This is a genomic window from Streptomyces sp. HUAS TT7 (assembly GCF_051550175.1).
Classification (GTDB): Bacteria; Actinomycetota; Actinomycetes; order Streptomycetales; family Streptomycetaceae; genus Streptomyces.
This window is the reverse complement of sequence record NZ_CP196175.1, coordinates 2,739,944-2,753,013: the sequence shown is the minus strand read 5'-3', so window position 1 is coordinate 2,753,013 and position 13,070 is coordinate 2,739,944. Positions and strand designations below refer to the sequence as shown.

Annotated in this window: 8 protein-coding genes; 5 read left to right on the top strand and 3 right to left on the bottom strand. The window is 70.6% G+C overall.

The window, feature by feature from the left end:
• Positions 1-79: 79 nt before the first annotated feature.
• Positions 80-1,159, bottom strand: coding sequence for a LacI family DNA-binding transcriptional regulator (locus ACSHXC_RS12130; protein WP_438291593.1), 1,080 nt, complete (start codon positions 1,157-1,159; stop codon positions 80-82).
• A gap of 221 nt (positions 1,160-1,380) precedes the next feature.
• Between ACSHXC_RS12130 and ACSHXC_RS12125 the strand changes: the two genes are divergently transcribed.
• The 5 genes from ACSHXC_RS12125 to ACSHXC_RS12105 all read left to right on the top strand — a co-directional run bounded on the left by ACSHXC_RS12125 (position 1,381) and on the right by ACSHXC_RS12105 (position 9,015).
• Positions 1,381-2,676, top strand: a complete 1,296-nt coding sequence (locus tag ACSHXC_RS12125; RefSeq protein WP_438291592.1) for an ABC transporter substrate-binding protein — start codon at positions 1,381-1,383, stop codon at positions 2,674-2,676.
• Between the two features lie 75 nt (positions 2,677-2,751).
• Positions 2,752-3,711 (top strand): carbohydrate ABC transporter permease, encoded by a 960-nt coding sequence (locus ACSHXC_RS12120; RefSeq protein ID WP_438291591.1) that lies wholly within the window; start codon positions 2,752-2,754, stop codon positions 3,709-3,711.
• A 25-nt stretch (positions 3,712-3,736) separates the two neighbouring features.
• Complete coding sequence (locus ACSHXC_RS12115) at positions 3,737-4,627, top strand: carbohydrate ABC transporter permease (RefSeq protein ID WP_438291589.1); 891 nt, start codon at positions 3,737-3,739, stop codon at positions 4,625-4,627.
• Positions 4,628-4,679: 52 nt separating this feature from the next.
• Entirely contained in the window at positions 4,680-5,921 is a 1,242-nt protein-coding gene (locus ACSHXC_RS12110; protein WP_438291588.1) for a glycoside hydrolase 5 family protein, read from the top strand.
• An 82-nt stretch (positions 5,922-6,003) separates the two neighbouring features.
• Positions 6,004-9,015: a glycoside hydrolase family 38 C-terminal domain-containing protein gene (locus ACSHXC_RS12105; RefSeq protein WP_438291587.1), complete on the top strand. Its 3,012-nt coding sequence runs from the start codon at positions 6,004-6,006 to the stop codon at positions 9,013-9,015.
• 242 nt (positions 9,016-9,257) lie between these two features.
• On the opposite strand, the gene glgB is transcribed toward ACSHXC_RS12105, so the two are convergent.
• Together glgB and ACSHXC_RS12095 are read right to left on the bottom strand one after the other, a co-directional pair.
• The gene (gene glgB, locus ACSHXC_RS12100; RefSeq protein ID WP_438291585.1) at positions 9,258-11,579 is read right to left on the bottom strand and encodes a 1,4-alpha-glucan branching enzyme; all 2,322 of its coding nucleotides are present in this window, start codon (positions 11,577-11,579) and stop codon (positions 9,258-9,260) included.
• Entirely contained in the window at positions 11,566-12,966 is a 1,401-nt protein-coding gene (locus ACSHXC_RS12095) for a maltokinase N-terminal cap-like domain-containing protein (protein ID WP_438291584.1), read from the bottom strand. The genes glgB and ACSHXC_RS12095 overlap by 14 nt, the downstream gene beginning before the upstream one ends.
• Between the last annotated feature and the right edge of the window lie 104 nt (positions 12,967-13,070).

Below are 13,070 nucleotides of genomic sequence, written 5' to 3'. Positions count from 1 at the left end.
TGGCTCCGGGGGCGGGGGGATCGGGGCGGCTGCGGCTCGGCGGGTGATGCCGGGGGGCGCCGGGGCTGCCCCACCCCCCTCACGCCGGCGGCGCCCCCGTGCTCTCCCTCGGCTGGAGCCGCGGCAACGGGTCCTGGACCTGCCGGGCCGCGCCGCCGTCCAGCAGAGCCAGCAGCTCCCCCGCCGCACGGTGACCGAATTCGTCCGCCTTGCGGACCAGCGCCGTGAGTTGGGGGTGCAGCGTGTGGCAGATGACCGAGTCCTCCCAGGACACCACCGACACGTCCCGCGGGATGTGCAGCCCCCGCTCGGCCGCGACGCTGACCGCCGCCACCGCCATCACCTCGTTGTCGCAGATGAGCGCGGTGGGCGGAACCGGTGCGGAGAACAACCGCCGTGCTGCCTTGGCTCCTTGGCGGTCCGTGAAGTCCGTCGTCACCGACACCGCCTGCTCCAGACCGAGCCGACGCCCGGCCGCCCGCAGCGACGCGATCCTGCGCGCCGTATGGGCGAAGCCCGGCGTACCCGCGATGTGACCGATGCGGCGGTGGCCCAGTGCGTACAGGTGCCGGACGATCAGGTCCATCGCGCCCGAGTCGTCGGCCCAGATGTTGGAAAGCCGTGCCTGGCGCGGGAGTTGGGGTGCGCCCGGGTTCCCCGGTGCCTCCATGCCGCCGATGATCACGGCCGGCAGGCCGAGTACCGCGAGGGTCTCGGGGCGGGGGTCCGAGACCCGGGGGTCGACCACGATCACCCCGTCGACCCGCCGCTGCGCCCACCAGCGCCGGTACAGCTCGCACTCCGCCTGGACGTCGTCCACCATCTGGAACACCAGCGCCTGGTCGCACGGTGCGAGGCTCGCCTGGATGCCCGAGACGAGCTGGAGGAAGAACGACTCCCCGCCCAGGCTGTCCGCCGGGCGGGCCAGGACCAGCCCGATCGCGCCCGCGTTCTCGCCGGAGAGCGCACGCGCGGCGGAGCTCGGCCGCCAGCCGAGCCGGTCCGCGACCCGTATGACCCGGCGGCGGGTCGAATCGGACACTCCGGGCCGGTTGTTGAGCGCGAAGGAGACCGCGCTGGTGGAGACGCCGGCCTCTCTGGCCACGTCCTTCATGGTCGGACGGCGGGGCGGCGGCGCATCGCTTTCGATCTCGCTCATGGGCCGATGGTAGCCGTAGCAACGCGCAAGTAACGCGGTTTAGTTGATCTGTCCTAAACCGCGTTAGTAGTCGCCAAATATTCGGGACTTTAGTCCTTTTTAGCTTCGCTGGCCTGCATGTTTAGTGAATCAGCTCACTTATTCACCATTGACGTCCAATTAATTCGCGCTGCATGGTGTGCGGCAACGTCATCGGGACGAGGCGAAGGAGTCAGCCACTCATGTCCATTCATCGCAGAGTCGCGATCCGGACGGCCGTCGGGCTCGGCGCGGCCCTCTCGCTCACCGTGCTCACCGCGTGCGGGGGCGGCGGGGGCGGTGCGGGTTCGTCCACCGACGGGAAGGTCGAGGGCGAGATCAAGTTCCAGACCTGGAACCTCCGCGCCAACTTCAAGGACTACTTCGAAGGTGTCATCAAGGACTTCGAGAAGGCGAACCCCGGCACCAAGGTCAAATGGGTCGACCAGCCCGCCGACAACTACGCCGACAAGCTGAGCGCCGACGCCACCGCCGGCACCCTCCCCGATGTCGTGAACCTCTCCCCGGACCTCGCCTACCCGCTCGCCAAGGCGGGCACCCTGCTCAACCTGGACAAGGACAAGGTCGCCGCAAAGTTCAAGCCCGAGTACCTGGACGGCGCCTGGCAGGGCTTCGACATGCCCGGGCTCGACGGCTCGTACGCCTTCCCCTGGTACCTCAACACCGGCCCGCTCTTCTACAACAAGTCCATGTTCAAGGACGCCGGCCTCGACCCGGACAAGGCGCCGAAGACGTTCGACGAACTCTTCTCGGACGCCGCCCAGTTGGCGAAGAAGGGCAAGGCCACCCTCGCGCAGCCGCCGACGGTCGAGGACTTCGGACGGTACGGCGTCGACATCATGAGCAAGGACGGGACGAAGTTCACCTTCAACGACGCCAAGGGCGTCGAATTCCTCACCAAGTATCAGGAGATGTTCAAGGAGGGCGGGCTGCACAAGCAGGCGCTCACGCTCACCGCCGAGACGGCCGGGCAGAAGTTCCTCCAGCAGGAGGTCGCCATGAACCCGGGCAGCGCCCACGACCTGGAGACCTTCAAGAAGAACGCCCCGACGCTCTACGACAGCCTCGGCATCACCGACGTACCGACCAACACCGGCAAGCAGAACATGTACCTCCAGGGTCTCTCGGTCAACTCGCAGAGCAAGAACGCCGCGACCGCCCTCGCCTTCGCGCACTTCGTCACCGACCAGAAGAACCAGGAGGACTTCGGCCACAAGGTCGCCGTCTTCCCCAGCACCAAGGGCTCCCTCGGCAAGGAGTACTGGACCAAGGCCGACAGTACGGAGGAGGGCAAGATCCGGGTCGCCTCGGCCAAGATGCTGCCGACCGCCGTCAACTACACGCCGGTGCTGTTCAGCGACGAGATGAAGACGATCCTGCGCAACGAGATCGCCAAGTGCCTCCAGGGCAAAGAGTCCCCGAAGGAGGCCCTGGACAGCGCGGCGAACCAGATGACCAAGCTGATCCAGCAGAAGTGACCCGGTGGAACGAGAAATGAGCCACTCCTCGGTCCTGGCGATGAGCACCTCGACACCGACCCGGCGGTACCGGCGATGACCACCTCCCCCCCGACCGTCGCCGCGAAGGGGGCCGCGGGACGCCCGCGCACCGCCGCCCCCGGCCGGCGCGCCGGCCACACCACGGCCCGTACGCACAAGGCCTTCAGCCCCTGGCTGTTCCTGGCACCCGGCCTCCTGATCACGCTCGCCTTCAACCTCTACCCGTTCCTCGCCACGGTGTGGAAGTCGTTCACCGACGCCCGCACCCTGACCACCGGCAGCTTCGTCGGCTTCGACAACTTCACCGCGCTCGTCCACGACGACCAGTTCTGGGTCGCCCTGCGCAACAGCGCGCTGTACGTGGTCCTGGTCGTGCCCTGCCTGGTCTTCCTGCCGCTGCTGCTCGCGCTCCTCGTACAGCGGCACATCCCCGGCATCGCCTTCTTCCGGTCCGCCTACTACACGCCGGTCGTGGCGTCCGTCGTGGTCGTCGCCCTGATGTGGGTGTGGATGCTGGACGACCGCGGCTTCATCAACGGTGTCCTGCACATGGTGGGTGTGGACCCGGTGCCGTTCCTGTCCAACGAGTGGCTGCTGCTGCTCAGTTCCATGGCCCTGACCGTGTGGAAGGGCCTCGGCTACTACATGATCATTTACTTGGCCGCGCTCGCGAACGTACCCAAGGAGCTGCACGAGGCCGCCGAGGTCGATGGGGCCGGGCCGATCCGCCGCTTCTTCGCGATCACCATGCCGTCCGTGCGCTCCACGATGGTCCTGGTCGGCGCGCTCTCCTCGGTCTCCGCCTTCAAGGTCTTCACCGAGGTCTTCATGATCGCGGGGCCGACCGGCGGACCCGGCGGCGCCGACACCACCCTCGTCATGCTCATCCAGCGGGCCGGCACCGGCCTCCAGGGCCGCACCGGCTACGCCTCCGCCATGTCGATCGTGCTCTTCCTGCTGACCCTGGTCCTGATGCTCCTCGTACTGCGGGCCGACCGGAAGGACAAGGACTGATGGCCGACCGGAAGGACAGTCACTGATGGCCGCCGTCGCCCACGCCCCTGCGCCCGCCGATGCCCGCACCCCTGCCGGACCCCGCCGCACCCGCGCCCCCCGCTGGCGCAGGGCCCTGCGGTACGCGGCCCTCGTCGTCGTGCTGCTGATCATGATCGGGCCGTTCCTGTGGCAGCTGTCCACCTCGCTCAAGGGCGCCACCGAGGACATCTACACCTCGCCGCCCCGGCTGCTGCCCGAGCACCCCACCTTCGCCAACTACCGGGGCGTCGCGGACATCATCCCGGTCTGGGACTTCATCCTGAACTCCGTGAAGGTGGCGCTCAGCAACGTCCTGACCAACGTGGTCGGCGCCGCGATGGCCGGGTACGCGCTCTCCCGGCTCCGCTTCAAGGGCCGAGGCGCCGCGGGGATCGTCTTCGTACTCGCCCTTCTGGTGCCGATGGAAGCGATCATGCTGGCCCAGTTCGCGACGATGCGCTCGCTCGAACTCAACAACACCCTGGTCGCCGTGGTGCTGCCCGGCTGCATCGGCGCGATGAACGTGCTGCTCATGCGGAACGCCTTCGACAACATCCCGTACGAGATCGAAGAGGCGGCCATCGTCGACGGCGCCAACGTGTGGCAGCGCTTCACGCGCATCGCGCTGCCCGCCGTGAAGGGGACGCTCGCGGTCGTCGCGATCTTCTCCTTCATGGGTGCCTGGGACGACTTCCTGTGGCCGCTGATCGTGCTCTCCGACTCCGACCACTTCACGCTGACCGTGGGCCTCAACTTCCTGCACGGCACGTTCTCCAACAACCAGCGCGTCGTCGCGGCGGGCACCATCATCGCCGTCGCCCCGCTGATCGTGATGTTCGCCTGCCTCCAGCGGTACTTCTTCCGCGGGGTCGGCGAGGGCGCGGTCAAGGGATGAACCCTTCGATACGTCAACTCCCTTTCCGTAGAACTACCTTGGAGCTCACCCCATGGCAGCCCCCCGCTTCGGCGTCAACTACACGCCCAGCCAAGGCTGGTTCCACCACTGGCTCGACTACGACCCGGACGCGGTGCGGGCCGACCTCGACTCCATCGCCGCGCTCGGCCTCGACCATGTACGGGTCTTCCCGCTCTGGCCCTACTTCCAGCCCAACCGCACCCTGATCCGGCCCCGAGCCGTCGAGCACCTCGTCGACCTGGCGGACGCCGCCGCCGAACGCGGCCTGGACGTCAACGTCGACGGCCTGCAAGGGCACCTGTCGAGCTTCGACTTCCTGCCCGCATGGACCCGCACCTGGCACCGCCGCAACCTGTTCACCGACCCCGAGGTCGCCGACGGGCAGGCCGCCTATCTGCGCACGCTGGCCGCGGCCCTCGCCGACCGGCCCAACTTCATCGGCATGACGCTGGGCAACGAGGTCAACCAGTTCTCCGCCGGCCCGCACCCCGACCCCGACCGGGCCACGGAGGCCGAGGTCGACGGCTGGCTCCGGCGGATGCTGGCGGCCTGCGAGGAGGGCGCGCCGGGGAAGCTCCATCTGCATGCCGAGTACGACGCGTGCTGGTACCAGGACGACATGCCGTTCACCCCGGCCCAGGCGGCCCGGCACGGCACGCTGACCGCCGTGCACTCCTGGGTCTTCAACGGCACCGCGCAGCGGCACGGCCGGATCTCCGTACCGACCGAGCACCACGCCGCCTACCTCATCGAGCTGTCCAAGGCGTGGGCGGACGACCCGCGCCGCCCGGTCTGGCTCCAGGAGGTCGGCGCCCCCGCCCCGCTGGTGCCGCCCGTGCACGCCGCCGCCTTCACCGAGGCGACGGTCGAGAACGCCCTGGACTGCCCCGACCTGTGGGGGATCACCTGGTGGTGCTCCCACGACGTCTCGCGCGACCTGGCCGACTTCCCCGAACTCGAATACGGGCTCGGCCTGTTGACCAACGACCGGTACCCCAAGGACACCGCCCGGGTCCTCGCCCGGACCGCCGCCGCATTGCGTGACGGCGTACGCACCTACGCCCCGGCACCTCGCACGACCGCGCTCGTGGTCCCCGACGACCCGGCCGCCCGCTCCGTGTGCGCCCCCGGCGGCGCCGTCTTCGAGGCGTTCTTCCGGCTCACCGCCGACGGCGCCCGCCCCACCACCGTCCTCGCGACCCGGGCCGACGACAAGGCGCACCTCGCCGCGCGCGGCATCACCGAAGTCGCCACTCCCGACCAGGTCCGGTAACGCTCCCGCCAGGAGGCACCCCGTGAACCCGCACGCCTCCTCCACCCGGTAGACCCATCCCACCCCGAAACGGAGTCCCCTCATGCATGACGACCGCGGCCTGGTCGAAGCCCGCCTCAAGCGCGTTCTGGACGAGCGCATCCGCCCCGCCGTGTACCCGGAATCGGTGCCGCTGGAGGTCGCGGTGTGGAACGCGCCGGGGGAGCCGGTGCCGGTGGAGGAGGGCCTGGCCGCCGCGGTGACGCCGGTCGCGGTCGGCGACATGTGGGGCCCGCCCTGGGGGACCAGCTGGTTCCGGGTGACCGGGACCGTACCGCGGGAGTGGGCGGGCAAGTCGGTGGAGGCGATCCTGGACCTCGGCTTCGACGAGAACATGCCGGGCTTCCAGTGCGAGGGCCTGGTCTACCGCCCCGACGGCACCCCGGTGAAGGGGCTCAACCCGCGCAACCAGTGGGTACGCATCGGAGCCCCGGTGGACGGCGGCGAAGAGGTGCGCCTGCACATCGAGGCCGCCTCGAACCCGGTGCTGCTCGACTACCACCCCTTCCTGTCGACGCGGCTGGGCGACATCGAGACGTCGCACCGGGACCCGCTGTACAAGCTGACCCGGATGGACCTGGCGGTCTTCGACGAGACGGTGTGGCGCCTGGTCATCGACCTGGAGGTGCTGGGCGAGCTGATGGGGGAGCTGCCCGTCGAGTCGGGGCGGCGCTGGGACATCCTGCGCGCGGTGGACCGGGCGCTGGACGCGCTCGACCTCCAGGACGTGAACGGCACGGCGGGCGCGGCCCGTTCGGAGTTGGTGGGGGTCCTGTCCTCGCCGGCCGAGCCGTCGGCGCACCGGATCAGCGCGGTGGGCCACGCGCACATCGACTCGGCGTGGCTGTGGCCGCTGCGCGAGACGGTACGCAAGGTGGCGCGTACGACGTCGAACATGACGGCCCTCCTCGACGACGAGCCCGAGTTCATCTTCTCGATGTCGCAGGCCCAGCAGTGGGCGTGGATCAAGGAGCACCGGCCGGAGGTGTGGGCGAAGGTGGTCAAGGCGGTGGCGGACGGCCGGTTCGTCCCGGCGGGCGGCATGTGGGTGGAGGCGGACACGAACATGCCGGGTTCGGAGGCGATGGCCCGGCAGTTCGTGCACGGAAAGCGGTTCTTCATCGACGAGTTCGGGGTCGAGAACGACGAGGCGTGGCTGCCCGACACCTTCGGGTTCGCGGCGGGCCTGCCGCAGATCATCAAGGCGGCGGGCTCGAAGTGGCTCCTCACCCAGAAGATCTCCTGGTCGCAGACCAACAAGTTCCCGCACCACACCTTCCAGTGGGAGGGCATCGACGGCACCCGGATCTTCACCCACTTCCCGCCGGTCGACACGTACAACTGCGCCATGAAGGGCAGCGAGATCGCCCACGCCGCCAAGAACTTCAAGGACAAGGGGGTGGCCAGGCACTCGCTCGCGCCGACGGGCTGGGGCGACGGGGGCGGCGGCACCACCCGCGAGATGATCGCGAAGGCGGCGAGGCTGCGGAACCTGGAGGGCAGCGCCCAGGTGGTCTGGGAGACCCCGGCGGAGTTCTTCACGAAGGCGGAGGCCGAGTACGCGAACCCGCCGGTGTGGGTGGGCGAGCTGTACCTGGAACTGCACCGGGCGACGCTGACGAGCCAGGCGAAGACGAAGCAGGGCAATCGCCGGAGCGAGCATCTGCTGCGGGAGGCGGAGCTGTGGTCGGCGACGGCGGCGGTGAGGTCCGAGGAATTCGCCTATCCCTACTCGGACTTGGACCGCATCTGGAAGACGGTACTGCTGCACCAGTTCCACGACATTCTGCCGGGGTCGTCGATCGCGTGGGTGCACAGGGAGGCGGAGAAGACGTACGCGGCGCTGGCCGCGGAACTGACCGCCATCATCGAGAAGGCCCAGCGCGCACTGGCGGGGGAGGGCGCGGAGGCTCTGGTCTTCAACGCGGCTCCGCATGCACGGCACGGGGTGGCGGCGGGCGGGGCGTCTTCCCCGGTCGGGGATGCCCACTCCGAACTCTCTGCCCGCCCGGGCGGCGGCTTCGTGCTGTCCAACGGCCGACTGCGGGTGGAGATCGACGAGCGCGGTCTGGTGGTGTCGGCGTACGACCTGCTCGCCGGCCGGGAGTCGATCGCGCCGGACAGCCCGGCGAACCTGCTGCAGATCCACCCCGACTTCCCGAACATGTGGGACGCGTGGGACGTGGACGCGTTCTACCGCAACACGGTGACGGATCTGGTGGAGGCGGATGAGGTGGCGCCGGGGGAGACCGACGCGTCGGTGCGGGTGGTGAGGTCGTTCGGTTCGTCGAAGGTGACCCAGACGCTGACTTTGGCACCAGGCTCCGCCCGCCTGGACATCCTCACAGAGGTGAACTGGCACGAGACGGAAAAATTCCTGAAGCTGGCGTTCCCGCTGGACGTGCACGCGGAGCGGTACGCGTCGGAGACCCAGTTCGGCCACTTCTACCGGGCGACGCACACGAACACGAGCTGGGAGGCGGCGAAGTTCGAGGCGTGCAACCACCGCTTTGTCCACGTGGAGGAGCCGGGCTGGGGCGTGGCCCTGGTGACGGATTCGACGTACGGCCACGATGTGACGCGCACGGTCCGCACGGAGGACACGGGCACGACGACAACCCTGCGGGTCTCCCTCCTGAGGGCCCCCCGCTTCCCGGACCCGGAAACCGACCAGGGCCTGCACTGCTTCCGCCATGCGCTGGTGCCGGGCGCGACGATCGGGGACGCGGTGAGGGAGGGGTACGGGGTGAACCTCCCGGAGCGCACTCTGCCCGGGGCGGGTCCGGTCGAGCCCCTGGTGGCCGTCGACAACGACGCGATCGTGGTCACCGCCGTGAAGCTGGCGGACGACGGGAGCGGGGATGTGGTGGTCCGCTTCCACGAGGCGGCCGGGGGGCGGGCGCGGGGGAGGCTGACGCTGGGCTTCTCGACGGAGGAGGTCGTGGCAACGGATCTCCTCGAACGCCCGCTGGCAGAGCCGGAGTCGACGGAGGGACTGGTGGAGGTGACCCTCAGGCCGTTCGAACTGCGGACGCTGCGGTTCAAGCGGTCGTAGCGGGAGCGGGCCGTCCCGGCGGTGGGTTCGGGCCCACCGCCGGGGGCCCGGCTGGATGTGGCAACCGTGGAGCCGGGCGCCTTCCGGACCGGGTTCGCCGGCGGTGGGGCACTGCGGCAGACCGAGGCGCCGGCGGCGTACGCGGACACGGTCGGCGTCTGACGGCCACCACCCCATGACCCCGCCCCGCCCGTGCCGTGATCGGCCGGGCGGGGTTCGTCGATGGAGCCCGAGCCCCGCCCTCAAACCCCCCGCAGCCAGACCGTCCCCAACGGGGGCAGCGTCAAGGACAGGGACACCGGCCGCCCGTGCGACGGGACCGGCTCCGGCTTCAGGGGGTCCGGGTTGCCCACCCCGCCGCCCCCGTACCGGACCTCGTCCGTGTTCAGGAGCTCCCCCCATGCCGCCGCCGACTCCGGGACGCCCAGGCGGTACTCCGCCCGGACCACCGGGGAGAAGTTGGAGATCGACAGGAGCGGGGTGCCTCCCGCGTCGTAGCGGAGGAAGGCGAAGACGTTGTCCTCCGCCGCGTCGCCTGCCACCCACGCGAACCCCGACGGGTCCGTGTCGCGCTCCCACAGGGCCGGCTCCGCCGCGTACACCGCGTTCAGGTCACGGACCAGGTCGCGTACGCCGCGGTGGTCCGACTCCGCGCTGTACGACGGGTCCAGGAGCCACCAGTCCGGGCCGTGGCCCTCCGACCACTCCGCTCCCTGTGCGAACTCCTGGCCCATGAAGAGGAGTTGCTTGCCGGGGTGGGCCCACATGAAGCCCAGGTAGGCGCGGTGGGTGGCGCGCTGCTGCCACCAGTCGCCGGGCATCTTCGAGACCAGCGCGCGCTTGCCGTGGACCACCTCGTCGTGCGAGATCGGCAGTACATAGTTCTCGCTGTACGCGTACACCATCGAGAACGTCATCTCGCTGTGGTGGTACTTGCGGTGCACCGGCTCGTGCTGGACGTAGCCCAGCGAATCGTGCATCCAGCCCATGTTCCACTTCAGGCCGAAGCCCAGGCCCCCGTGATCGGTGGGCCGCGTCACGCCGTCCCACGCCGTGGATTCCTCCGCGACGGTCACGACGCCGGGGCAGCGGCGGTACACCGTCGCGTTCATCTCCTGGAGGAAGGCCACCGCGTCCAGGTTCTCGCGGCCCCCGTGCTCGTTGGGGGTCCACTCGCCGTGCTCGCGGGAGTAGTCCAGGTACAGCATCGAGGCCACCGCGTCCACGCGGAGGCCGTCCACGTGGAACTCCTCGCACCAGTACGTCGCGTTGGCGACCAGGAAGTTGCGGACCTCCTTGCGGCCGTAGTCGAATTCGAGGGTGCCCCAGTCGGGGTGCTCGGCGCGGGCCGGGTCCTCGTGCTCGTAGAGCGTCCGGCCGTCGAACTCCGCGAGCGCCCAGTCGTCCTTCGGGAAGTGCGCCGGCACCCAGTCCACGAGCACCCCGATGCCCGCCTCGTGCAGCGCATCGATGAGGAAGCGGAAGTCGTCCGGGGTGCCCATGCGCGATGTCGGGGCGTAGAAGCCCGTCACCTGATAGCCCCATGAGCCGCCGAAGGGGTGCTCGGCGACCGGGAGGAACTCCACGTGGGTGAAGCCCAAGTCCTTTACGTAGGCCGGGAGTTGGTCAGCCAGCTGACGATATGTCAGGCGAGGGCGCCAGGACGCCAGGTGGACCTCGTACACCGAGAACGGGGCCTCGTGCACCGGGCGCTCGGCGCGCCTCGCCATCCAGTCCGCGTCCCGCCAGACGTGGTGCGACTCGGTGACGATCGAGGCGTTGGCCGGGGGCACCTCGGTGCGCTGGGCCATCGGGTCGGCGCGCAGGGTGTGGCTGCCGTCGGGGCGCATGATGTCGAACTTGTAGAGGGCCCCGTCGCCCACCCCGGGCAGGAACAGCTCCCACACCCCGGTCGAGCCGAGCGAGCGCATCGGGTGCGCGGTGCCGTCCCAGTAAGTGAAGTCGCCCGTGACTCTGACGCCTTGCGCGTTCGGTGCCCACACCGTGAACCGGGTGCCGGTCACGCCCTGGTGAACCATGGGGCGGGCGCCGAGCGCCGTCCACAGCTCCTCGTGCCGGCCCTCGCCGATCAGGTGCAGGTCGAGGTCGCCGAGCGAGGGCAGGAAGCGGTACGGGTCGTGCACCTCGATCTCGGTGTCCTCGTAGGTGACGAGGAGGGTGTAGTCAGGGATCTCGCGCAGCGGAAGGACCCCGGAGAACAGCCCGTCGCCGTCGCTGTGCAGCTCGGCCCGCAGCCCCTTGCCGAGCACCGTCACCGCCTGCGCGTACGGGCGCAGAGCCCGGAACGCCACCCCGCCGCGCACCGGGTGCGCGCCGAGCAGGGAGTGGGGATCGTGGTGCCCGCCCGCGAGCAGGCGCCCCCGGTCCGCGGCGGCGAGGGCGGGCGCGGGCCGTACGCCGCGGCTCGCGGCCCGGCGCGGCGCGGGCGGCGCTTTGGCCGGCTTCGCCGCGGGCGTCGCCGGCTCGGCGGTGCGCGGGGCGGGTTCGGAGGAGCTGCGGGCGGGGCGGGGGGTCACGGGGTCTGCCTCCTCAAGTGGCGTCATTTTCACCGGAGTTCACAACTTCAGCCCCGGCCAGGCGGCGGATCGCCGCCATCGGCACGGGCAGCCAGTCGGGGCGGTGCCGGGCCTCGTAGAGCACCTCGTACACCGCCTTGTCGGTCTCGTACGCGCGCAGCAGCTCGAGTGACTCGCGCGGGTCCGAGCCGGAGCGCGCCGCATAGCCCGCGCAGTAGGCGGCCCGGCAGTCCGAGGCCCAGCGCGGGTTCGGCGGGCGCGCCGAGCAGGACGCGTAGTCGAAGGAGCGCAGCATGCCCGCGACGTCGCGGACCGGGGGCTGCGGGCGGCGCCGCTCCGCGAGCGGGCGGGCGGGCTCGCCCTCGAAGTCGATCACCGACCAGGGGCCTTCGGCGGGCCGCAGGGCCTGGCCCAGGTGCAGATCGCCGTGGACGCGCTGGGCCGTGCCCGCCGAGTCGAGGGCCGCGACCGCCTCGAACGCGGCCCGCAGGCCCGGAACGTACGGCGCGAGCGCGGGCACCGCCTGGGCGGTGGCGTCCAGGCGCTCGGCCATCGCGGCCGCGATCAGCGCCGTCTGCGGGCGGCCGAGGGTGACCGGCGTGAACGCGTCGGCGAGGGCCAGGTGCACCTCGGCGGTGGCCCGCCCGAGCTCGTACGCCTCCCTTGTGAAGGTGCGGCCCGCCGCGAGCGAGGCGAGCGCCAGGGTCCAGCCGTCGTCGGCGCCGCGCAGGAACGGCTGGAGCACGCCGAGTGTCGCGTCCTGGGGCTGGGAGGTGCGGAACCAGGCCGCCGGCGCGGGTACCCGCGCACAGCCCTGGCGGGCCAGCGCCCACGGCAGCTCCAGGTCGGGATTGACGCCCGGCTGCACCCGGCGGAACACCTTCAGGATGAACGTATCCCCGTACACCAGCGAGGAGTTGGACTGTTCGACGCCGAGCAGGCGCGGTGCCAGACCCGGCGGAACCTTCACCTCCGGGGCGAGTTCGAAGGACAGCGGGCCCACCGTGCCCGGGGTGCGCAGGCGCTCCAGGAGCAGGGCCGCGGACTGCGGGTCCTGGAGGGCGTCGTACACCGTGCGCCCGGCCAGCGGGCCCTTGTCCGCCCGGCCGATCAGGGCGGGGGCGAGCCGCGGCGGCAGCTGGTCGCGCACCCCGATCAGGAGCTGGTAGCAGTCGGCGGGCACCGGCGCGGCGTCGGCGGGGAGCGGCACCGGGGCGTGCTCGGTGCGCACAAGCAGGTGCAGGAAGCCGGGCAGCAGCTCGGTCGCGGTGAGCAGGACGAAGTCCGTGACGGGCCGCCCCTTGCCGGCGAACCAGCGCTGCCGGGGCAGCCACTCGTGCAGGAGCGGGGCGAGCGAGGTCAGCAGCCGGGCGAGTGGGAGGCCGGTGGAACGGGGCGGTGCGGCCTTCGGCATGGCGGCGCATCCTTTCCCCGGGCACACATCGAGTTGCGCAGAGTGTCCCGGATTGCAACAGAAGCTGTCCGGCGGCGCGCGGGGTTCGGGGTTCAGAGTGCCCC